The following is a 22,154-nucleotide window of genomic DNA, read 5'->3' on the forward strand; positions in this document are numbered from 1 at the left end:
GTTAACTATTTTCGTTTCTGTAATTGGCCAACGCTTTTTCAATCAACTCATCTTTTGTGAGGTGCTTGAAAATAGATTTTACTTGATTTTTAACTTCTTCAGGAATTTCGCGATTAGGTTTTGTTTTGAAAACTTTCCTGGCCCACACCAAAGTGTTATTCCATTCGATTTCTTCTTCTTTGGCCTTTTCAATGGCTTTAAATTGAATACCTAATTCATTTTCGAATTCAGCGATTTCATGGACTTCTTCTTTTTGAAGGATGGTCATTGACAGTCCCTTCTCTCCTGCTCTACCCGTACGTCCACTTCTGTGCACATAAGCTTCATGGGTGTCTGGCAGATGATAATTTACAATGTAAGCCAGTCCTTTCACGTCAATTCCTCTGGCTACTAAATCTGTTGCTACAAGAATATCGATGTGCCCTGTACGAAATTGTTCCATGATGCGGTCGCGAATACCTTGCGTTAAACTACCATGCAAAGCACCAGAAGATATCTTTCGAATGGCTAAGTTTTTAGCCAATTTATTCACAGCTGCTTTGGTTCGACAGAAGATAATTCCCCGTTGACCTTCTTGTGTACTTAAAAAGTGAAGCAAAACATCTAGTTTTTCTATTGGTTCAACAACCATATACTGATGTTCAATCCCCAAATGTCCAATTGTTGCCCTATCTGAATTTACAGAAATGGTATTCTTCGACATATAGTTGTGTACAACATCTTTTAACTCTCCAGGCATTGTCGCACTGAATAAAAGTGTGCGGCGATTTTTAGGCAAGGTTTTTAAAATCGGCATCAGATCGTCCTTTAAGGCTTGAAACATCTCATCTGCTTCGTCCAAAACCAAATTTTCCAAAGCCTTAAGGTCTAATGCATTTTTCTCAATTAAATCCAAACACCTCCCAGGAGTTGCAATCACAATATGGCTTGGAGATTTAAGTTCTTCTATTTGCGTTTTCAGTTGTGCTCCACCTGTGAGTAAAGTGATTTTTACTTCAGGTAAATGCTTAGCAAAGTCAATAAGACTATTGTAAATCTGCTGACTCAATTCACGTGTTGGGGAAAGAATTAGGGATTGAACACGATCATTGTTCACTTCTACCTTTTGAATTAATGGCAATCCAAAGGCCGCTGTTTTTCCTGTTCCTGTTTTTGCTAAAGCAACAATATCTTCTTTTTGTTGAAGAACCATGGGAATAACCTGCTCCTGAATATCAGTAGCTTCTGTTATGTTCAGTTCAATTAAAGCTTGTTGGATTAAAGGGTTGACTCCTAAGTCGGTTAAAAGTTTGGACATTGTAATTTTTTCTACAAAGATAGACACAGTTTTTTGTGAAAGCGCAGTTTTCAAGTGTTATTCCCCATTTTAATAAAAAAACTGAATAAAAACTTAGAAACAGAACGCCTGCTGAGTCAGTAACTACATTGATTACCTTACTTTTATTATGTAACAATAAAGATTTAACAACCTATGCACCAACCATTTACAAACACCATTCGTTTAATGCATTAAGAACATTTAAAATCAACAACATGAAAACTATTATTTCTATTTTCACTTTGCTATTGGCTTTTCAGTCAACTGCACAAAACCTTGTCCCCAACCCTAGTTTTGAAGCCACCAATGGAAGCTTTTGCGAAATCATGTATGCCAGTGACTTCAGTGCGACCTCACAAAACTGGACAACCCCAACCATGGGGTCCCCCGACCTTTACTCCACAACAATCCCTTCCTCTTGTTTCAACCATCAGCCCAACAGCACTTATGATGGTCCAATTGGAATCAAAGGATCACAGCTTCCACGAACAGGAGACGTAATGTCAGCAATATCTGTTTTCAGCATCCAAGGACTTGAACAAAGAGAATACCTCCAAGTACAACTCAGCACAGCACTTACACCAGGATACAATTACATTGTAGAATGCTATGTTTCTTTAGCCGATTCACAAGAATTTGCGACAAACCAACTGGGAATGTACTTATCTGAACAAGCCATCAGTAGTAATTCAAATAACGTGCTTAACTATACGCCACAAGTTACGGCCAATGATTATATTACCGACACACAAAAATGGGTGCGCATTGCAGATACCATTGTCGCTACAGGAGCATACACCTATCTGACCATTGGAAACTTTAGTTCAGATAATCAAACCCCAACAATTCCAAATCCGACCAGCTCAGGACAAGCAGGAACTTACGGAGCTTATTACTTTATTGATGATGTACGCGTAGAACGATTGCGGGAATTAGACACAGATGAATATGAGTTTGGAGATTACAATACAAAGCATAAAAAAGTCATTAAGGTAGTTGATTTTATGGGGCGAGAAGTTGAGTTTAAACCCAATACCCCAGTGATTCTCATTTATAGTGACGGCAGCAGAAAGCGGGTGATAAAAAGTGAACAATAATCGAGAAGTATTTCATTCTAGAAACTGACCCAAAAGTCATTTAACAAAAGGTGTTAGATTGCTCAAAAACAAGAAAGTTTAAAGTCTTTAAACCAAGAACAACAGGAGTGTTTTAGAGAATATAATTGAGCATTATTTGAATACAGACGACTAAAATCGATTTTATCGGAGTTCAGTATTTTTTCATTTCAGCGTCGCTTATTTTTATTTTATTGAGGATTTATCTATTTCACCTTCATAGCTTTCATTATTTTTGTAACTTGAAATTGTTCATCTTTTGAATTTAAAAATCTATCATACAAAATAATGGTTTTATTATTTGCTTACCTTTTTCTGGCCTTATTCGTTTCATTTATCTGTTCCATAATGGAAGCTGTTCTACTCTCAGTTCCCATTTCATATTTAAAAATAAAGTCAGGTGCGGGCAACAAAAATGCCATAGCAATGATCGGTTTAAAGGAAGATATTGACAAGCCCCTTTCGGCTATTTTATCTTTAAATACAGTTGCACACACCATTGGAGCAGCAGGAGTTGGAGCCCAAGCCACTATTGTATTTGGAGATGCCTATTTTGGAGTTGTTTCAGCGGTTTTAACCATTTTAATACTTGTTTTGACAGAAATTATACCCAAAACCCTAGGCGCCAATTACAGCAAAGAACTCATCGGTATTGTTTCGAAATTAATCAAAGTATCAGTCTTTCTAACCTATCCTTTAGTGTGGTTATCATCAAAATTAACCAAATTACTCTCGCGCAACACGGTAGAGTTAACCACCAGCAGAGAAGAAATATCGGCCTTGGCGAGCATTGGAACCAAAGAAGGTATTTTTGCAGACAAGGAAAATAAAATCATTCAAAACTTGATCAAACTAAAAAGTTTAAAAATCAACACAGTTATGACTCCGCGTATTGTTGTTGTTACTGCAAGTGAAGATATGACCCTACAAGAATTCTTGAAAAACAAAGCCTTTCTACATTTTTCACGCATTCCAATCTACAAAGGAAACAAAGACAACATTACAGGATATGTGTTGAGGGAATTGGTATTTGAAAAATTAGCTGAAGATCAATTCGACTTAAAATTGAAGGACATCAAAAGAGAGATTATCGTATTTCCTAAAACGGTAACCCTTTTTGACGCTTGGGAAGAAATGCTGCATCAGAAAGAACACATATCATTGGTTGTGGATCAGTATGGAGGAATGGATGGAATCACTACCTTAGAAGACATAATAGAAACTTTGTTAGGCTTTGAAATTCTTGATGAAAAAGATGAGATTGCTGACATGCAGCAATACGCTGTAAAGAGATGGGAAGAAAAACAAAAAAAATATCAGTACCTGAACAAGGAAGAATGAAGCCAAGAACAATTCTAATCCGTAATATTCGAACATTAAAGAAATTAAACTTTAGAATTACATCTTAAGCTATTCTCCTATCTTTGCCGATATATAAATAACTATGGCGCCCACATTACTTTCCTCTCCATTGCAGGGATTCACAGACTTCAGGTTTCGCAATGCTTTTCATCATTATTTTGGTGGAATCGACACTTTTTATGCTCCTTACATTCGTTTACAAGGGAAAATGGTCATAAAAAACTCATACCAGCTCGATTTAGCACCCGAAAATAACTCCACCTTAACAATCATTCCGCAGGTCATCACCAACGACCCAGATGAGTTCGTCTTTGTCGCGAAATACGTTCAAAGTTTAGGGTATAAAGAACTGAATTGGAATTTAGGCTGTCCTTATCCGATGGTTACAAAATCTGGTATGGGGTCAGGTTTAATTTGTCAACCCGCACGAATTCAGGAAGTATTGACCAAAGCACATAATGAAACAGACATCGTAGTTTCTATGAAAATGCAGATGGGATACGAAAACGCAGCAGAAATACTAGATACCTTCCCTGTCCTGGATCAATTTCCGTTGAAAAGCATAGCCATTCATGCGCGCATTGGAAAACAGTTATATAAAGGTCCTGTTGATTTAGAAGCTTTCGAAAAATGCGTTACAGGAACCCGACATAAACTGTATTACAACGGTGACATCACCAGTGTAGCAGCATTCAAAAAGATTGAAGGGCGTTTCCCAACAATTGATCACTATTTAATAGGACGAGGACTAATTGCAGATCCTTTTTTGCCCAACATGATTAAAAACAACACCACAACATATCCAAAAGACAGATGGGATATTTTCATGGCGTTTCACAACACAATCTATCAAGACTATGACGCATATTTATCAGGACCAACTCCCATCAGAATGAAAATGCTTGGATTTTGGAAGTATTTTGCTGAAACGACATCACAACCTCAAAAGACCTTCAAAGCCATAAAGAAAGCGACAAACCCCAATAAGTACAGAGAAGCTGTTAGTCAAATCATAAGGACAGAGAAAAGAATTCAAGAAGGGTAATCCATGTCTTAAAATGCTTATTCTTCAACTTCACCATTGAAAAAATTCCACGGAACAAATCAAAAAACGTGCGCTATACTTTCCACCATCAGAATTCCGTTAAATCCTCACAAATTCATCCTACACATTCAATAAAAAAGTGAGGAATAAGAATAATGAACTATATTTACACTTTTGCGTAGAGCTGCCACAAATTCGAGCAGGGCTTAAACACAAATAAAATAATTTCATCTACAATAAAATGACAGAAAATACCAAAAACAAAGAAAAGCCATCACCAGAAGTGAAAGCGCTTTCACTTTACCTTATGGCCCATAAAAAAACCAGCCCAACACATTTAGAACAGTCCAAACGCATCAACAACCTATGGAACAAAGTCGTTGCGGGAAATTTGAGTAAAAGTCAATACTTGGAAGCCGTGCAACAAATGCTCACTTCATTTGGAGGCTATGCAACAGTCGTTGAAAAAACCGTTGAATATTACATCAAAAAGACAGGAGAATGGACTTTAAAGGGTGATGATAAATATTCTATTGACGCACAAAAGGTTGCTGATGCACTTTCGAAAAAATAAATTGCAGATGCAAAAAAGTTAAAACGAAGATACTTTATAGAAGCAAAGTAAACCTCTAAAAAAATGAATCAATATTCGCCTCAAGAAGAACGATTAAATGTGCTTTCGCACGCCACTGGATTTTTGTTAAGTATTTTGGCATTCATATTATTACTCGTCAAAACCATTCCACAAGGCAACACCATAAATACTTTAAGCGTAACGATTTACGGCTTGAGTTTAATTGTGCTTTATGCTGCTTCCACCTTATATCACAATGCTAAGGCACCTAAATTGAGAAAAAGGCTAAAGATATTTGATCATGCTGCAATTTTTCTATTGATTGCAGGAACCTATGCTCCCTATAGTCTGATTACACTCAAAGGCACAACCGGAACCATTATTTTTAGCGTTGTTTGGGGAATTGCATTCTTCGGAATTGTATTAAAACTGTTTTTCACAGGCAGGTTCAAGGTTTTGTCTACTCTAATGTATGTGCTGATGGCTTGGGTGATTGTTTTTGCTGTTCAACCGCTAATGGAGAATTTATCAGCCGATGGACTTTTCTGGCTTGCCGCGGGTGGAGCTGCCTACATGTTAGGCGCTTTACTTTACAACATTGACAAATTAAAATTCAATCATGCTATCTTTCACATCTTTGTTTTAATCGGTAGTTATTGTCACTTTCACTCAATTTATAACTTCGTATTAAAATAAAACTAAAACCCTATATCACAATAAGCTAACAAGACATAATTAACTTATTATTGAACTTTGTTCACCTCTTTTTCCATATTTAAAAATCCTTCAATCATATCCTTTGGATGCGTAGTTGAAGGAACAGGGAAATCGAACCAATGTTGCATCGGTTTATCGTAATCTCTATTGTTTAAGAAGGCATGTAAGGCCTTATTTAATCCTTCCGTATATTTTGGATGATCGGCACCTGTTGGGTCGACGTGGTACAAATCATTAGAGGCAAAACCTTTGAAAAGAGGTCCGATCACTTCAATTCCGAAGTCCTGTGGATTCTTTCCTATTGGACTATGAACTGTGGTTGTAAACTGATGCCAATAGGCAGACTGTATACAGTTCTTTTCAAACAATTGCTTCACCACTTCCAAAGAATCAATGGTTTCTTGTTCGTTTTGGGTCGGAAATCCATACATTAGGTAGGCATGCACCATTATATTGGCTTGAGAAAAGTTGTGCGTTACTCGTGTTACCTGTGCCACATCAACTCCTTTCTTTATCATCGCTAACAAACGGTCAGAAGCCACTTCTAATCCTCCTGTTACAGCAATACAACCCGAATCTGCCATCAGTTGACACAGTTCAGCGCTAAATGTTTTTTCAAATCGAATATTGGTCCACCAGGTAATTTTCACATTTCGTTCGATTAACTTTAAAGATAAAGCACGCAGTACTTTAGGAGGAGCTGCTTCATCAACAAAGTGAAAGCCTGTGATTCCAGTATCTTGAACAATCTTCTCAATTTTATCAACCAAGGCTTCTGCTGTTGTATTCTGATAGATGGCGATATAATCTAGACTTATATCACAGAAAGTACATTGACTCCAATAACAACCATGTGAAATCGTCAATTTATTCCACCGTGCATCTGTCCACATGCGGTGCATTGGATTAACAATGTCTAAAAAAGACACATATTTCTCGTAGGGTAATCCCCTATAATTTGGAGCTGGTAAATCTTTGTGGTGATATATTTTATTGGGCACTTTGTTTTTATAAACGACCTTCCCATCTTCCAGAACATAAGTACGTTCAAGGTCGTCTACCTCAACCTTTCCTTCAAGGTATTCTACCAATCTTAAAACAGGTCCTTCCCCATCATCGAGAGAAATGAAATCAACCGATTCAAAAATTCGAGGATCCTCGAGAGAGCGTAATTCTGTATTACAGTAACCACCTCCTAATGCCACACGAATATGCGGGTAAAAATGTTTTATGAATTGAGCGCAACGTAAGGCAGCAAACAAATTTCCAGGAAAAGGAATTGTAAAACACACCAAGGTCGGTGAATGCTTTTTAAGTAATTGCTCAAAGATTTCAAGCATCTTATCTTCGATCAGGGTCGGTTCATAATGAAGAAACTCATCCAACTGATTAAAGCTACAGGATGCCGTAGCAATTTGCTCAGCATATTTAGTAAAGGCAAAAAACTCATCGACATTCGCTTGAATAAAGTCGCCTATTTCTTCGATATAGAGTGTTGCATAATGTTTGGCTTTATCGATTACTCCAATATTTCCTTCCGCCCATTGAATTGTAGTGTTCACCTTAGACAAGCGATGTCCTACAGGCAAAAATCCATCTTCAAGTATTTTATGTGCCGATGCCAAATCATTTTTTTGAAGGAAACTAATCACTTCGTCTACCCGAGAAATATAATGTTCTTTATTCTCAATCACCAAGGGATGATTAAAGCTTTCCATATCTATTGCTTCCTGTATAATAGCACGTAGAAATTCACCTGTAAAAATAGCGGTAAATAATTCTATACTTAAATCACAATGCTCTACAGGGACCTCATGTTCTTCAAGGAATCCCTTCAAATAAGCTGTTGCTGGATAAGCAGTGTTGAGCTGAGTAAAAGGAGGAGTAACTAAAAGGAGTTTTTGCTGCATAAAGCAAAGATAGGAACTATAAGGCGAATTGTTCTAAATAGCCTATGAATTAATTGTTGACCAATTGAGTGAGAACCGGAACATAAGTATTATTATCTCATCTTTAATGCTTAACTTTTGCATTTCAAAACCATACCTTATGTCGGAAACATGGGAATCAATTTATAGAAGCAATCAAGAAATGTGGGGACATGAACCAACACCTTCCACCCTATTGATCAAAGACTTTTTTATTGAAAAAGGTATAAAAAACATTCTTATTCCAGGATTTGGATATGGAAGAAACGCCCAAGTTTTCATCGAAAATGGTATGAATGTTACAGGAATTGAAATTTCCCAGACAGCCATAAAAAAAGCAAGAAAACAATTTGGTTTTCACTCTAAAATCCATCATGGCTCTGTTTTAGACATGCCTTTTGATACGAATGAATACGACGGAATCTATTGTTATTCACTAATACACTTACTCGACAGCGAAGAACGTGAAGTATTTGTTCAAAATTGCTATAATCAACTTTCAAAAGGAGGAATAATGGTATTTGTCGTCGTTTCGAAAAATGCTGTCAATTATGGAAGTGGTAAATATGTAAGTAAAGATCGATATGAAGTTCACAAGGGGTTAAAACTTTATTTTTACGATACTGAATCTATACAAGCTGAATTTGGTCCTTATGGTCTTTTTGAATTCGTTGAAATAGAAGAAGACTTAACTTTTTATATTGTCAAGTGTAAAAAGTAAGCTTTCTGATGTCGATTTATCATTACATCAGCCTCAGATTTAATGCTGAAAAATTCAGTAGAAAAATCTTAATTTTGAAATATGAAAACAGAATCTATTGTTACCATAAAAAAGGAGTTAAAACATCTTCCAAAGGAAGAACTATTGGAGTTGTGCATACGTTTAGGGAAATTCAAAAAAGAAAACAAAGCAATGTTAAGTTATTTGCTATTTCAAGCAGATGACGAGAACGGATATATTGAAAATGTGAAGTCTACAATAAATGAATTGTTTGAAGAGATGAATACCAGTAGTTATTTTTTTATGAAGAAAACGATTCGGAAAATCCTCAAACAAACTAAGGTTTTCATTCGTTATTCTGGAAATAAAACAACAGAGATTGAGCTTCTCCTCTATTTCTGTGAATGTTTAGGGGATTTACGTCCTTCAATATTTAACAATACAACATTAACGAATTTATACGAGCGACAGATTCTGGCCCTTCAAAAGAAGATCAAAGGCTTGCATGAAGATTTACAGTTTGATTATAATTTGAGGATTGAGGAATTGACATTATAGTTGGTTGTATTTATTGGTCTCAAATAGAGTTTAAACTATGCTCCCGAAAGGCCTCGGATTAGTGCATCTCGCTTTAGCTTCTAAAAATCTCTATAATAAAGATTGGATGCTAGACAATAGATGTTAGACTGAGAAGTCTAATGTCTAACATCTAATGTCCAACTATTTTGATAACCATAGAATTTTATTCTCATGTGAACCTATGGTACTTTTGGTCCATAGTGGTTTATTTCATGGTTGACATTTAACATATTTCGATTGATTTTCTTTTTTTGTTTGAGATGTTTTTAGTTATCTTAATTAAGAAACCTAAGACATGGCTCTTTGAAGGTCAAAAAGCAGGGAAAAAGTATAGTCCTACCAGTATTCAAGAAGTATTAAAAAAATCTGTAAAGAAGGCGGGAATAAAGAAAAAAGTGACACTTCATTGGTTGCGACATAGCTATGCTACTCATTTATTGGAAAGCGGTACAGACCTTCGCTATATACAGGAGTTATTGGGACACAGCAGTTCAAAGACAACAGAGATTTATACACATGTCAGCAACAGGGACATACAACGAATCAAAAGTCCATTTGACGATTTGTAAAATAGAAATGTTTCATTAGCTTTACAATATATTATTCAGTAAAACTGTACACTATTTCTTGGTTTAGAGGATATTGTGCGGATTAATTGGATATATAAAAAGTTACCTGCAAGCTTATGAAACGACATAGAATTATATTGATTTTTAGCTTAGGACTTTTTTGTTCTTGTTCGCAGACTCCAAATAAAGTTGACGAGATAGTTACAAAAGCTCTTAACAATGACACAATACCGAGTGTTGCGAAGATAACAACGAGAAAACTTCATTCAGTTGTTAGAGGACACATTGATAGCAAAGAATATTCGGTAATAGTTAAATCATTATACAATTTGGTTGACAATTTAAAATACGATAGTAGTTTCTATTGCCAAGGGAATTATTTGTATTTTATCGACAAGACAAAGACAGTTTTAGATTCAATTGAACTTGCGGAAGGTTGTGAAGGCGGACTAATAATTCAAGATGTTACAAACCAATTAAAATTTACAAATCCAATATTTAATGTTTCAAGCCCTTCGGGTAGCGACTACTATACAAATGAGTTCATTGAATTCAGAAACACTAGGTTTAAAAAACTATTTGAAATTTCAGAATTTGGACAACCTGTTGCCCTACAAAGAGCAGACAAAAATATATTGACAGGGTTTGTTAAAGATAGAGATGAGCTTGTCTACGATTTTCAAGATTATCCTATTACGGTTTCACTTGACAATTATGAGGTAAGGATTGGAAAACCAGAAAAGCAACATATAGGATATGTAACGGTAGCACTTGAAGACTTTATCGGTTATAGATTAGTTGATAAAAGCGAACGAAGCAATTATCTAATAAAAAGAGGAACAACCGTTGTAATTGACTCTTTAGACCGTTCGACAAATAATGTAAGACTAATTATAAGTGACACAATTTTTATCAATGTTCCTTTTCGTGACATCAAGGACAAAATCCAAGTTAATGCAGCAGGATAAAAGAAAGCCAGCAGGTAACAGCACCTACCCAAAAGTGGCGGTTCAGTGGTTAAATCAAGCTTTGTGCTTCTATCAAAGTTGGTGCTTGGCTGACAGTGAAGCGCTTCGAAATCGCCACCTTCGGGTAGCTGCAAAACGTTAGTAACCATGGTGGACTCAAAGTTTGCTCAAAGCATCTTAATATAATTGAAAAAATGAAATATGTATTATTCATCTTTGTACTGATCTATTCAAGTTCAGGCATTTCTCAAGAGACTAAAATAACGATTGCTACAGCGATTTATGAAGAAGAAGAAATTTCGGATGAAAATGATTTTAGCTTTCATATCGAAGGTACAGAGTATATCTTCTTTTATGATTTTAATTATAAATATAACATACCAAAGACTACACACAACCCTAATATTTACGCCTATATGGGAGAAATATTAAAAGATTCAACTTATAATATTGCGGTGTCATTTAAAACAAAAGATAGCATATTTGAATATTCACATAAATTACAATTAAGCGAACAATTAACTGCAGTTTCAATTGATTGTTTTTTTGGTTTGAATGAAAATAACTCAACAGTCTTAAAAAGAATTGAAATCAAAAAAATCATTAATAAACCTGAAAACATAGAGTTAAAGATTCTGGATGAACCTGTATTAATGGTATCTCCTCGGTTTAGATTAATAAATAATAGTTCCGACACTCTATATCCTTCTCTATGTTTTAATACAGTTAATCACGGTCAGAGTTGCGCTTCAGATTTCCTTGGTATTACTTATAAAAAAGATAGTAATGGCAGATATACTCAGCATTCCCCTTATCAATTTTGTGATGCACAAGATAAAGAAGAAAGTTTGTTAGTTCCCGGTGAAGAGACTGTGGTTTACACAAGTAAAGTTAATGAGTGTAGCCCTATTACTATATCAGAGAAAGGTCAATACTTGTACGCAATTAATGTTTCCTTGTCGCCAATACTAAATGAGACAACTCCCAATGAAAAGAATGTTTTTGATATTAAACAGGTTTATGGCCTGTCTCACATTTATACAATTAAATAATGAACGGTTACTAACATCAGCTAAGCTTCAAGCCTTTTACGTACATTCGTGGTAGCGGCTCGAAAGCCTAGTTGAAAACCGTTGGCACTAATGTAAAATGAAACTACTACTACAAATATTGATTCTTAGTTGTACGATGACCAGTTGTCTTATGATAAATGGTCGAGCAGACTTAATAGAACAAAATTCCGACTTGGTATTACCAGACAATTATACAGTGATTCAAGACACTTCTGAAGCTGCAGGATTTGCAGGTTCTGATTATTCAATCATTGTTGAACTTGAATTTGACTCATCAAATTTTGAGCAATTAATGAAATCGTTACCTGAAAATTCAGACAATTGGCGAGAAGATGGTGGCAACTACTATTTCAACAAGAATTTGAGCAAAAGTGAAAGCGTTTCAATAATTATTGATCCAGCAAGCCGACTTTTACTCTATAGACAGGATAAAATATGAAAGCAATTAATTTATTATTCATAATTGCCCTGACATTGACAGCTTGCTCTCAATCGAAAATCGACAAGTACAACTCAATTGTAGACCGCACGACAAGAATTGAAATCAACTTTAAAAACCCAGATAGTATAATCGAACTTGACAATAATCAAGTGGAAGTCTTTAAGGACATTTTGAAAAGAAATATCGAGCCTGCAATTCAACGAAAATTTGTAGCTGATGTACAAATTGACCTTTACGACAATGACAGTCGTTTAGGTTTTTTAATGATAACAGACAATGACCCTAAACCCTTCGTAAATTTTGGCTCAGACAGTTTGAATTTTGGTTTCCAATTGACATATGGAATTGGTATGTACATTAATGAAATAAAACACTAGTGCCAACATCGGTTATGGCTAATGCGGACTGATTGGTTAAAAATGAGGATGTTGCAAAAAATAAACGCAACTGCGAGCAGACAAGAACGGAGTTACGAAATCCGCACTAGCCATAGCCGAGGAACGTTGTGTGTAACTAGAGAAGAACCTACTAAGTAATGATATCTAACTTTTTAACATATTTTTGTTTTAGACACTTAGTAATATTCGTTTTTCTCGTGAATGGTTTTTTCTGCATAGCACAAACACCATTTAATAAGGACAATATTGATCCCACAATTCTTAATAATTTTATTCAGAAAGAATTAAATTCATTTAGAAAAAGAGCAAAGGTTGATCCAGTAAAGACAGAGTTTGCTTTGTCTTTTGCCGCGGATGACCATTCTGCTTATATGTTAAAAAAGAAAAAACTGACTCATAATCAGCGGCTCAAAGTAAAGAAGACACCTAAGAACAGAGTTGATTTCTATGGTGCTCAATTTAATAGTGTTGGAGAAAACGTTCAAGTGAATAATTTGAATCTACATTCTTCCGTGGATGACAAAAACTCTCCTCTAATCAATACCTACGAAAAACTAGCCGAAAAACTCGTTCAAGCTTGGAAAAACTCACCACCGCACTATGCGAATATGATTAACCCCAATTTCAAAACAAGTTTCACATCCGTTGCAATCGGTGGAAAGGGTGATATTTACGCTTGTCAGTTGTTCGGAGGTTCAAAATACAAGGATAAGTATGCTAAAGAACGTGATACAATTGAATTTAAGCCAGACCGGTCTTGGAGATGCTGGAGATGTAAAGTACGTGCTCCACAAGGCCAGATTATTATCTTAGAAGATAGCACTATTATTTACAAATTTATTTCTCCAAGAATGCTTTGGGGCTTACTTCCTCGACCATCAATAAACAGAACACGTATGCGTTTCTTCAATCCTTGGAGAGATGGATTAGCCGCTGATATAATCGTAAAGTCACAATATAAATGTGATAGTAATTCTTATCACAACGGATTAAGTAATGTACGAGGACTACTTTTAGAACCTGTATATAAAAAAGATTATATGGGTATTCCGTTTAGTCATACAAAAATCGTTTTGGGTAAGGTGCCTAGTTTCATCAATGAAGATTTTGAAGTAAACTTAGTTGTTATCCAAAATAAACGTCCTTGTTCAAATACAATGTATAATGTTATGCCTTCTGATTTTGAGGTCAAAATTCCTATAAACTTTGCATTTCAACCTTCTGATGCAATTATGAAAGAATATCAAATAGACACGCTTTCCAAACGGTTATATTTTGACAAATCTGATGTTACTCCAAACGACAGCATACTACCAGAAATCATAGGATTGGTAAATAAAAATAAAGAGATATTGACAAAAGTTAAAATAATTGGATTGGCAAGTATTGAGGGGACTGCTGAAAACAACGCCTCACTTTATGAAAAGAGAGCTGAGTATCTTCTTAAAGCAATAATGAATATCGGGATTGATTCTTCTCTCGTAGATGTTATTGCTACAGAAAACTTTAAGGACTTTAGGAAAGATATCATAGGCACCGATTATGAAAACCTTGGCGAATTCAACGACTCTTTATTGAAAGAAAAATTAGCAAAAAAAGAACTGAGTAATGAATTAGAATTCATTTTAAAAAATCATCGTTATGTAAATATTCAGCTTATCACACGACGTGAATACGATTTAAAATATACAGCAGAAAATGTAAACGAAAAATTGAAACGTTCTATTGCAAGAAAAAACATCAATGAAAGTATTAAACTACAGCGTATACAATATGGATTAGCGTTGGCAGATAAAATGTCTTATGAAGAGATTGAATCTGTAGAAATCGTTTATGATAAAAAGAATTATAAACTTCTTCATAATCGTGCTTTGATGAAGTATTTAACCGATACGATAACCATTGAATCATTGAAAGAATTTCGCACCCATCTTTCAGCATTAGACACCCTGAAAGAAAAGGATCGAGTAATAAACACATCTCTCGCAATTATAGATTATTACCTATATACTTTAGGTGAGTATAAAAATAAAAAAGTAGCCTTTTACGATAAAATACGAAAATGGAAATACATAGACAGGGTTCAACAAGCCAGAATATTATTAAATACAGCTACAAAAAGTGATTGGGGTCATTGGCTGGCTACAGGTTCACGTTCAGAAAGTAGTTATTATTTCAATAAAGTGAAACGTTACATTCGACCAGCTAGACTAGATGTAGATAAAACATTCGAAATTGCTTCCTATTACACCTTCTTTTGGCAATATAAGTATGCATTAAATCTAACAAAAGGAAAAATAAACCAAACTACGAATCCAGAAGATTTAATTAACTTTTTGAAACTTATCCATCTTACAGATTTAAAACTCCCCCGGAATCAATATTTGAACTACTTTGAAAAAATAAGACGCTATTCAGGTAATGAGTTTTGTAATTATTTTAATAATCCAGCTTTAAATTTTCAGATTTTAGATGACGAAGAAATAAAAAAAATATATTGTAAAGAGTGTGGAGATAATTAATTCATCCAGACAAACAAGATACACACAACACAGCCTTTAACGGTCAGCCTGTAAAACTCTTCGATTTTTACATTCATGTAAAACTAAAAGTTTGTATCTTCGATAAAACATTTAGCTAACAGGCCGCCGCAAAGCCTCATCCGTTATAGGTAATTCAAGCATGACAATAAATGAAGATCTAAAATATTTTTTAAAGAACGGGCATCTAAAAGACGTCAGTTTTAACTTAAACCGTGCTAAATTAATCGAAATGCTGGGAAAAACGGATTGGGAACATTACTCATTCCGTAAAGATAAATATCCTTCAATTTATAAATATGACAAGCTGGAGTTCTATTTTAACAATCAATCAGCAGAAGCTCAAATAAATGGAATTATGTTCCAACCAATTCCAATACCTTCTGAAAAAGGGTTTCTGAATTGTAGCTATAACGGTTTGACAAATAAAACAACATTGAATAGTGTTATTGAATTCTTAAACACAAATGAAATAAAGTTTTCAAGAACTGTAGATAAATGGAATGAAGAGCTAATAATACTTATTACGGAAGGAAAAGTAAGTATGTACTTTGATAACCAAAGCGACCAAAAAAAATATGTTCTTCATAAAGCTGGTAGATTTTTGAATGATTAATATTGATTAAAACATTATGTATGAATAGTTTATGTTTTCTAATATTTTTCACTTTCGGACTTCAAGTCGACTGGTTAGAACAAACTAAAGAATTGATAATCGATGTTGATAATAATTCTATTTTGGTAAACACCAAATTAGAAGAAGAAAAAAACGGAACAATTACAAAAAAAGAGTTTATTGCAGATCAAATAAGGAAAGTACAAGTAATTATGGACTATCCCAGTTCAATAAATCTTGAAATCAATTATTATGACAACGAAGGATTTATATTCGGTGAAGTAATTAAAGGAACAACTGTTTTACTTTATAAAAGAAATCGTTTAGATGACGAGCCATATGCTTCTATAATTGAATCCCAAACTTATTTCAAAAACAAAAATGAGGGTATAAATCTAATTCGCGAATTAAATCTTTATGAAGGAGACAATATTGAAAATATTAAGAAAAAGTTACAAAAAATGGAATTTGAACAACGATCTTTAGGGTCTGAAGATTATATTGATTTGAACGAGAAATATAATCTAAACTATCACAATGAATGAAATACCTATAACATCAAATAAACACAAGCGGCGAACGTTCATACGTCGTAGCCGCATGTGTCTATTTGAAAAACGTTGGCCACAATATGAAAAAACGATGAAACAACTATCGACTGAAATAACAGAATTGCTGAATAAGAAATCAACGGCTGACTTCTTAAACGCTGCTCGACATTTCGTGAAGTTGTTAGAAAATGGTGATTTAAACCAAGAGACATTTTATAAGGACTCTCATAAAGCATTATCAGAATTGTACCGGACCGCATTAGAACTTGAAACGGTTGACTTGATTCATTCGGGACCTGAGAGTGAATTTGAAGAAATTGACAAAGAAGAACTCAGAGAAATGAATAAAGGTCTGATTTCGAAACTTGGCAAAGAATGCTTCTATTGGGAAATATTCGACCCAGCATATGACAAAGAAAACGAACCGACACAAGGTTGGTTAGTTGACGACTTTGCGGACATTTATGCTGACCTAAAAGAAGAATTGACCAAGATTGACCAAATCAATACTGACGAATCAATCGAAGACGCTTTGTGGCAACTGAAATTCGGGTTTAATCACCATTGGGGAAATCACTGCATTAACGCAATGAGAGCATTACATTATTTGTGGTATGACGGAAAAGTTGCAATGTGAAATGAACGAGATAAAGAAAAATACTATGGCTAACAGCACCTACCCAAAAGTGGCGGTTCAGTTGTTAAATCAAGCTTTGTGCTTCTATCAAAGTTTCTGCTTGGTTGACAGTGAAGTGCTTCGAAATCGCCACCTTCGGGTAGCTGCAAAACGTTAGTGGCAATATTAAGACCGACAACAAATGAGAAATACAACATTTATATTAGCAATTTCCGTTGGACTACTTTTCGGTTGTAAATCTTCTGAGAATAAAAAAATAATAGCACAAAATAAGACTTGTTTTTGCGAAAATGATAGCTTGATAAATCATTATACTGTTGAGTGCGACACAATACTATTAAGTAATAAATCGAAACTTTTTTGGCAGTTCAACTGTGACAGAATTTGGCTTACTCTTGACAACGTTAATGGCCAGAAAAAAATATTTGACTCGCTCCAAATTGAGTTATATCCATTAACTTATAGACTTGGTTATCATTTAATCAAGGAGTTTGACAATACTATTTTGTTTCGAAGTGGTTGCCCCGCGAATGGTCCTTGTGTTTACAACCTTATTGACAAATTCACAGGAGAAAAGATTAAAGAATTTGACCAACTCATTTGCATTGATACAGAAGACGACAATTATAATTTTGAATTCATTGTTTATTTATCAGATACAACTGACCACATAATTATTTACTATATTAACAATGAAAAACTACTCAAAATACCTTTTGCAGAAAACCTGACTTCTATGGCATACCCACAACAACAATTTGAAGAAATGACGTTAAAAAACAATAATTTAGAGTTAACATACTGGACAAACGACAATACAAAAAAAACATTAAACATAAACCTGAAAGATGAAAAATACAGCCAATAACATCTAATAATCACAAGCGGCGAACGTTCATACGTGGAGGCCGCATGTGCCTATTTGAAAAACGTTAGCAGGAAAACTTCAAGTAAATCATTAAGCACTTCAAGATTAAACTCTTTGAAGGTGACTATATCAGGTCTAAAAACTAAAACATTATCCGATCTCAATTCTACTACCCCGTGAATGATTTCCTTCTTTCTCGTACTGCTCATCAAGACTTTTTCTTTTACTGTCGATTGGGTCGTGATCTCCAGAAAATGGACATTCCAAAAAAGGACTCATATAATAAACTTCGCCTGATTCGGCTTGATCTAAAACGTAAATATAGCCTTGGTGATTTTGTGAAAAGCAGGTGATTGAAGCCATCACAAAGAATGAAATGAATAGTGTTTTAATCATAGTTATTTGTTTTTTATGTTTGTATAAAAACACTGATAATCAATTCAAAACAGCACAACTACATAAAAAAAATATTTTTTATGGCCCCTAAATTATTGTTTAGTTACCCAATAGTTAAATAATAAGACGATTTGAATTCAACTCAAGTTTCTTGCTTTAACACAACATCCTTTTCATTATATTTACCCAAAACAAACACTATAAATGAAGCATTTACTCTCTTTTTTAGTTTTTCTTATTGGATTTTCAGCGTGGAATCAGGAACAAAATTCGCCCATTGAAGCGATTGTGCAAATGGGACATTCTAAAACCATTACAGCTTCCGACATCTCTCATAATGGAAAATACATCGCAACGGGAAGCATTGATCGTTCGGTTATTATTTGGGAAAAGAAGTCTGGTAAGCAAATTAGAATCCTCCATCACCATGTGAAAAGTATTACTGCTTTGCAGTTTAGTCAGGATGATAAACTCATTTTATCGGCTTCCAATGACAATACAGTAAAGTTGACCAACATTGAAACGGGTAAAGTTGTACACACCTTATTACACACGAAATACGACATACAAAATGCAATGTTCAATGGTGATGGAAGTAAGGTCTTAATTTTCGACAAAAGACAGCACTTCTCAGTTTGGGAAAGCGCAACAGGAGAGTTATTAGGTTATTTCACAAAAGATTACGCTGCCTTTGACGATGCAAATGCGGTGAGTTTTAACGGTGAATTAGTCCTTAGCAAAATCAATTATGAAAAAGTGGCTTGCGTTAAGCTGAAAACAAAAGATACGCTTTTTACAGTTCCATTTGATAAAGCCTATACTCTAAATTTTAGTAATGACGGGAAGTTTATTGTGATGGGATCGTCAAAACTTTTCGCTACCGTTTTTGATGCAGAAACGGGAGATTCTTTGCATACAGTTTCACTGATTAAAAACAGTGATTGTGATGGATGTAAAACAAAGGTTGCTATTTCGAATGATTCCAAAACGGTTTTTACAACCTCCAATAAAGGTCTTGGTAAGTTATGGAACATTAAGACTGGAAAAACTATTACGACCTTCGATACTCCAGAACAGTTACCAAACACCATTTCATTTAACAACGACAACAAACATGTGGTGATTAGCTACAGTAAAGCAATAAAGATATATTCAGCCACTTCTGGGAAAGCAATCTTCAGCATCTCAAATCCAGATATCAACCATTACAATCTTCAGGTACAAAACAATCAATTCATTTTACCTGGAGCGAATTATAGTGCCGATTTATGGTCAATTAACAACAGAAAAATCACTCGAAATTTTAAGGGTTATCTTAATCAAACGAGAACAGACGGATTGCGTTTCGATTATTCTTCGTGGATTGATGTCGGTATTTTGCAGTATATTTCTTACCGTACTAACCTCTCCATTCACCCCAACAATCAAGAAATTGTCATAGGAAAAGTGGATTCATCGACCATCGTTTTAAATTTAAACACCGGAAAAAAAACCAAGACGCTAACAGATGCCAGTAAGGTTAATTTTTGTCAGGCCTACAGTAAAGACGGAAAACTACTTGCTGTTGCTGGAGGCGATAGAAAAATAAGAATTTACGATGCCGAAACTTATGATTTAAAGCATACTTTGGTCGGACATCAAGCATTGATTTTTGACCTTCAATTTTCTAACAATTCAAATGTAATTTCATCAGCAAGTTGGGACGGGACTATGCGAACATGGGATATTGAAAAAGGTACATGGACTTCATATATTGAATTAAAAGACGGTGCTCCCTATCTTGTCCGCTACTCCCCTAACGATTTATACATTCTCACCGGAGATTTAAATAAAAACATTGATTTTTGGGAGTTAGATACTAGAGCAAAGTTTAGAACCTTAATTGGACATTCAGCACCAATTTCTGGAATAGAATTTACTAAAGATGGTCAATATGTTGTCACTTCTAGTTGGGATGGAAAAATAAAACTTTGGCATACCCTTACAGGAATGCAAGTTGCAAAATTGAACGACAAAGGAGCTCCAGTTTATACCGTAAACTTTTCCCCAGACCAAAAGCAAATCATTTCTGGGGATGGTGACCGATTCATCAAGTTTTGGAATAGAGAAACAGGACAGTTGGAAGAACAGTTGACGGGTCATATTAGTGCGGTGACCGACATTCAATTTACAAGCAATGGGAATTTGATGGTCTCTCGCGGAATGAATGGTGAGGTCATTGTTTGGGATTTCAACAAAAAAGAACAATTGTACACCTACCTGCCCATCAATAGAAATGATTGGATCATTAAAACGCCAAGCGGACATTTTGATGGTTCGAAAAAAGCCTTGCAATTGGTGAATTACGTTTCAGGAATGGAAGTGATTGCCATTTCTTCTTTATTCGATAAATACTACACACCTGGACTTGCGAAAAAAGTAATGGAAGGCGAAAGCATAATGGATACCGGCGAAAACATGAAGTCTTTGATTCAAAATCGTCCTGAACTGACTTTTCTAATTGCTAGTCAAAAAAGAAACGCAACTGTAAAGGAAGAAGATTCAATCCTTATCAGTAAGTCAGCTACTTTTTCTATTGATGTAGTCCTCATTGAAAATGGGGAAAAAATTTCTGAGGTGAAATTTTACAACAATGGAAAGTTGGTAGATTACAGAACAAGTGAGCAAAAAATAAACTTCAGAAGTGCAAAAGAGAATACATTGACATTTGAAATAGCATTGGTCGATGGAATAAACAATTTAAAAGCTGTAGCCAAAAGTGAAAAACAAGTTGAATCGGATCCTGTTACGCTTAAAGTAAAATTCGATGGAGAAGCAGCAAAAGTTGACCTTTACATCCTGACTGTGGGCATTAATGAATATAAAAACAGCAGTTATAACTTAAGTTATGCTGCGAAAGATGCTAAAGAATTCTCAAAAGCCATTTCAAAAGGAGGTACTCCCTTATTCAATAAGATTTATAGCTATTCATTGGAAAACAATCAAGCAACAAAGGCTGAAATTCAATCGCTTTTTAAGGACTTAGTTTCTAATGTTGGTCCTGAAGACGTATTCATTTTTTACTATGCAGGACACGGAGCAATGAGTGTTACAGCTGATGCTAATTTGTCAGAATTTTATATCATGACACACAATGTTACGAACTTTTATGGGGAAGATATTTTAAAGCAAGAAGGCCTTTCTGCTTCAGAACTACTTGAATTCTCAAGAGAAATTTCAGCACAGAAACAATTGTTTATTTTGGATGCTTGTCATTCTGGTGGTGCTTTGAATGTTTTAGCCACAAGAGGGGCAGACGAAAGAGAAAAAGCCATTGCCCAATTGGCCAGAAACACTGGGACATTCTTTTTAACCGCTTCACAAGACTTTCAATACGCCAGCGAATCAGGGGACCTAAAACATGGGCTTTTTACTTATGCGCTTTTAGAAATTATCAATGGAGATATTGCCTCAAATCATTCAGGAAAAGACAATAAAGTAACCGTAAATGAAATGAAGACCTACGTTGAAGAGCGTGTTCCAGAACTTTCTGAAAAATTCCATGGAAGTGCACAGTATCCTACCAGTTATAGTTTCGGTCAGGACTTCCCTATTGTGATTTTAAAATAAAACCATTTCAATTTATATTTTAAAAAAAACTACTGAGCTACCAAGCTAGGTCGTTAATCCTAGTTTTAAGGTTGTGTTTTTTCAATAATTACAGCCGAGAACTGTATCAATTAATTTTATCTAGTGTT

The 22,154-nt window shown here is 34.9% G+C and carries 21 protein-coding genes; 18 read left to right on the forward strand and 3 right to left on the reverse strand.

The window, feature by feature from the left end:
- Window position 1: 1 nt before the first annotated feature.
- On the reverse strand, window positions 2–1,297 hold the full coding sequence (locus ACN0U3_RS08985) for a DEAD/DEAH box helicase (RefSeq protein ID WP_417265941.1): 1,296 nt from the start codon (window positions 1,295–1,297) through the stop codon (window positions 2–4).
- A 236-nt stretch (window positions 1,298–1,533) separates the two neighbouring features.
- Here ACN0U3_RS08985 and ACN0U3_RS08990 point away from each other — a divergent pair, with 236 nt between their 5' ends.
- The 5 genes from ACN0U3_RS08990 to trhA all read left to right on the forward strand — a co-directional run bounded on the left by ACN0U3_RS08990 (window position 1,534) and on the right by trhA (window position 6,110).
- Complete coding sequence (locus tag ACN0U3_RS08990) at window positions 1,534–2,415, forward strand: hypothetical protein (protein ID WP_417265942.1); 882 nt, start codon at window positions 1,534–1,536, stop codon at window positions 2,413–2,415.
- A 306-nt stretch (window positions 2,416–2,721) separates the two neighbouring features.
- Entirely contained in the window at window positions 2,722–3,774 is a 1,053-nt protein-coding gene (locus ACN0U3_RS08995) for a CNNM domain-containing protein (protein WP_417265943.1), read from the forward strand.
- A 103-nt stretch (window positions 3,775–3,877) separates the two neighbouring features.
- Window positions 3,878–4,840, forward strand: coding sequence for a tRNA dihydrouridine synthase (locus ACN0U3_RS09000; RefSeq protein ID WP_417265944.1), 963 nt, complete (start codon window positions 3,878–3,880; stop codon window positions 4,838–4,840).
- Window positions 4,841–5,081: 241 nt separating this feature from the next.
- Entirely contained in the window at window positions 5,082–5,414 is a 333-nt protein-coding gene (locus ACN0U3_RS09005) for a hypothetical protein (protein ID WP_417265945.1), read from the forward strand.
- A gap of 63 nt (window positions 5,415–5,477) precedes the next feature.
- Entirely contained in the window at window positions 5,478–6,110 is a 633-nt protein-coding gene (gene trhA / locus ACN0U3_RS09010; RefSeq protein WP_417265946.1) for a PAQR family membrane homeostasis protein TrhA, read from the forward strand.
- 47 nt (window positions 6,111–6,157) lie between these two features.
- Here trhA and ACN0U3_RS09015 read toward each other — a convergent pair whose 3' ends face one another.
- The gene (locus tag ACN0U3_RS09015; protein WP_417265947.1) at window positions 6,158–8,041 is read right to left on the reverse strand and encodes a B12-binding domain-containing radical SAM protein; all 1,884 of its coding nucleotides are present in this window, start codon (window positions 8,039–8,041) and stop codon (window positions 6,158–6,160) included.
- A gap of 139 nt (window positions 8,042–8,180) precedes the next feature.
- Here ACN0U3_RS09015 and ACN0U3_RS09020 point away from each other — a divergent pair, with 139 nt between their 5' ends.
- From ACN0U3_RS09020 to ACN0U3_RS09075, 12 genes are all read left to right on the forward strand, one after another.
- Window positions 8,181–8,780, forward strand: a complete 600-nt coding sequence (locus ACN0U3_RS09020; RefSeq protein WP_417265948.1) for a class I SAM-dependent methyltransferase — start codon at window positions 8,181–8,183, stop codon at window positions 8,778–8,780.
- A gap of 81 nt (window positions 8,781–8,861) precedes the next feature.
- Window positions 8,862–9,338: a hypothetical protein gene (locus ACN0U3_RS09025; RefSeq protein WP_417265949.1), complete on the forward strand. Its 477-nt coding sequence runs from the start codon at window positions 8,862–8,864 to the stop codon at window positions 9,336–9,338.
- 281 nt (window positions 9,339–9,619) lie between these two features.
- Window positions 9,620–9,928 carry a tyrosine-type recombinase/integrase gene (locus ACN0U3_RS09030; RefSeq protein ID WP_417265950.1) on the forward strand — a complete coding sequence of 103 codons (309 nt, stop codon included), beginning with the start codon at window positions 9,620–9,622 and terminating at the stop codon, window positions 9,926–9,928.
- Window positions 9,929–10,044: 116 nt separating this feature from the next.
- The gene (locus tag ACN0U3_RS09035; protein ID WP_417265951.1) at window positions 10,045–10,896 is read left to right on the forward strand and encodes a hypothetical protein; all 852 of its coding nucleotides are present in this window, start codon (window positions 10,045–10,047) and stop codon (window positions 10,894–10,896) included.
- 194 nt (window positions 10,897–11,090) lie between these two features.
- The gene (locus tag ACN0U3_RS09040) at window positions 11,091–11,948 is read left to right on the forward strand and encodes a hypothetical protein (RefSeq protein WP_417265952.1); all 858 of its coding nucleotides are present in this window, start codon (window positions 11,091–11,093) and stop codon (window positions 11,946–11,948) included.
- A 97-nt stretch (window positions 11,949–12,045) separates the two neighbouring features.
- Window positions 12,046–12,408: a hypothetical protein gene (locus ACN0U3_RS09045; RefSeq protein WP_417265953.1), complete on the forward strand. Its 363-nt coding sequence runs from the start codon at window positions 12,046–12,048 to the stop codon at window positions 12,406–12,408.
- Window positions 12,405–12,788, forward strand: a complete 384-nt coding sequence (locus tag ACN0U3_RS09050) for a hypothetical protein (RefSeq protein WP_417265954.1) — start codon at window positions 12,405–12,407, stop codon at window positions 12,786–12,788. The genes ACN0U3_RS09045 and ACN0U3_RS09050 overlap by 4 nt, the downstream gene beginning before the upstream one ends.
- A gap of 218 nt (window positions 12,789–13,006) precedes the next feature.
- Window positions 13,007–15,331 (forward strand): CAP domain-containing protein, encoded by a 2,325-nt coding sequence (locus ACN0U3_RS09055; RefSeq protein WP_417265955.1) that lies wholly within the window; start codon window positions 13,007–13,009, stop codon window positions 15,329–15,331.
- 160 nt (window positions 15,332–15,491) lie between these two features.
- Window positions 15,492–15,965 (forward strand): hypothetical protein, encoded by a 474-nt coding sequence (locus ACN0U3_RS09060; RefSeq protein ID WP_417265956.1) that lies wholly within the window; start codon window positions 15,492–15,494, stop codon window positions 15,963–15,965.
- A 20-nt stretch (window positions 15,966–15,985) separates the two neighbouring features.
- Window positions 15,986–16,510 (forward strand): hypothetical protein, encoded by a 525-nt coding sequence (locus ACN0U3_RS09065; protein ID WP_417265957.1) that lies wholly within the window; start codon window positions 15,986–15,988, stop codon window positions 16,508–16,510.
- A 97-nt stretch (window positions 16,511–16,607) separates the two neighbouring features.
- Window positions 16,608–17,153, forward strand: coding sequence for a DUF5063 domain-containing protein (locus ACN0U3_RS09070; RefSeq protein ID WP_417265958.1), 546 nt, complete (start codon window positions 16,608–16,610; stop codon window positions 17,151–17,153).
- Window positions 17,154–17,334: 181 nt separating this feature from the next.
- A complete protein-coding gene (locus ACN0U3_RS09075) occupies window positions 17,335–18,021 on the forward strand; it encodes a hypothetical protein (RefSeq protein ID WP_417265959.1) in 687 nt (228 codons plus the stop codon).
- Between the two features lie 150 nt (window positions 18,022–18,171).
- Here ACN0U3_RS09075 and ACN0U3_RS09080 read toward each other — a convergent pair whose 3' ends face one another.
- Window positions 18,172–18,417, reverse strand: coding sequence for a hypothetical protein (locus tag ACN0U3_RS09080; protein ID WP_417265960.1), 246 nt, complete (start codon window positions 18,415–18,417; stop codon window positions 18,172–18,174).
- Between the two features lie 204 nt (window positions 18,418–18,621).
- Between ACN0U3_RS09080 and ACN0U3_RS09085 the strand changes: the two genes are divergently transcribed.
- Window positions 18,622–22,026, forward strand: coding sequence for a caspase family protein (locus tag ACN0U3_RS09085; protein WP_417265961.1), 3,405 nt, complete (start codon window positions 18,622–18,624; stop codon window positions 22,024–22,026).
- Window positions 22,027–22,154 lie beyond the last annotated feature (128 nt).

The sequence above is a fragment of the Brumimicrobium sp. genome (assembly GCF_048268645.1).
In the GTDB taxonomy this organism is placed as follows: Bacteria; Bacteroidota; Bacteroidia; order Flavobacteriales_D; family Crocinitomicaceae; genus Brumimicrobium; species Brumimicrobium ulvae.

Bases quoted from the DNA above. Each gene is read 5' to 3' on its own strand.
- ACN0U3_RS09000 (WP_417265944.1), top strand. From the start codon at position 3,878: ATGGCGCCCACATTACTTTCCTCTCCATTGCAGGGATTCACAGACTTC.
- trhA (WP_417265946.1), top strand. From the start codon at position 5,478: ATGAATCAATATTCGCCTCAAGAAGAACGATTAAATGTGCTTTCGCAC.
- ACN0U3_RS09035 (WP_417265951.1), top strand. From the start codon at position 10,045: ATGAAACGACATAGAATTATATTGATTTTTAGCTTAGGACTTTTTTGT.
- ACN0U3_RS08985 (WP_417265941.1), bottom strand. From the start codon at position 1,297: ATGTCCAAACTTTTAACCGACTTAGGAGTCAACCCTTTAATCCAACAA.
- ACN0U3_RS09045 (WP_417265953.1), top strand. From the start codon at position 12,046: ATGAAACTACTACTACAAATATTGATTCTTAGTTGTACGATGACCAGT.
- ACN0U3_RS08990 (WP_417265942.1), top strand. From the start codon at position 1,534: ATGAAAACTATTATTTCTATTTTCACTTTGCTATTGGCTTTTCAGTCA.
- ACN0U3_RS08995 (WP_417265943.1), top strand. From the start codon at position 2,722: ATGGTTTTATTATTTGCTTACCTTTTTCTGGCCTTATTCGTTTCATTT.
- ACN0U3_RS09030 (WP_417265950.1), top strand. From the start codon at position 9,620: ATGTTTTTAGTTATCTTAATTAAGAAACCTAAGACATGGCTCTTTGAA.
- ACN0U3_RS09060 (WP_417265956.1), top strand. From the start codon at position 15,492: ATGACAATAAATGAAGATCTAAAATATTTTTTAAAGAACGGGCATCTA.
- ACN0U3_RS09080 (WP_417265960.1), bottom strand. From the start codon at position 18,417: ATGATTAAAACACTATTCATTTCATTCTTTGTGATGGCTTCAATCACC.
- ACN0U3_RS09075 (WP_417265959.1), top strand. From the start codon at position 17,335: ATGAGAAATACAACATTTATATTAGCAATTTCCGTTGGACTACTTTTC.
- ACN0U3_RS09040 (WP_417265952.1), top strand. From the start codon at position 11,091: ATGAAATATGTATTATTCATCTTTGTACTGATCTATTCAAGTTCAGGC.
- ACN0U3_RS09050 (WP_417265954.1), top strand. From the start codon at position 12,405: ATGAAAGCAATTAATTTATTATTCATAATTGCCCTGACATTGACAGCT.
- ACN0U3_RS09065 (WP_417265957.1), top strand. From the start codon at position 15,986: ATGAATAGTTTATGTTTTCTAATATTTTTCACTTTCGGACTTCAAGTC.
- ACN0U3_RS09005 (WP_417265945.1), top strand. From the start codon at position 5,082: ATGACAGAAAATACCAAAAACAAAGAAAAGCCATCACCAGAAGTGAAA.
- ACN0U3_RS09070 (WP_417265958.1), top strand. From the start codon at position 16,608: ATGAAACAACTATCGACTGAAATAACAGAATTGCTGAATAAGAAATCA.
- ACN0U3_RS09025 (WP_417265949.1), top strand. From the start codon at position 8,862: ATGAAAACAGAATCTATTGTTACCATAAAAAAGGAGTTAAAACATCTT.
- ACN0U3_RS09015 (WP_417265947.1), bottom strand. From the start codon at position 8,041: ATGCAGCAAAAACTCCTTTTAGTTACTCCTCCTTTTACTCAGCTCAAC.
- ACN0U3_RS09020 (WP_417265948.1), top strand. From the start codon at position 8,181: ATGTCGGAAACATGGGAATCAATTTATAGAAGCAATCAAGAAATGTGG.
- ACN0U3_RS09085 (WP_417265961.1), top strand. From the start codon at position 18,622: ATGAAGCATTTACTCTCTTTTTTAGTTTTTCTTATTGGATTTTCAGCG.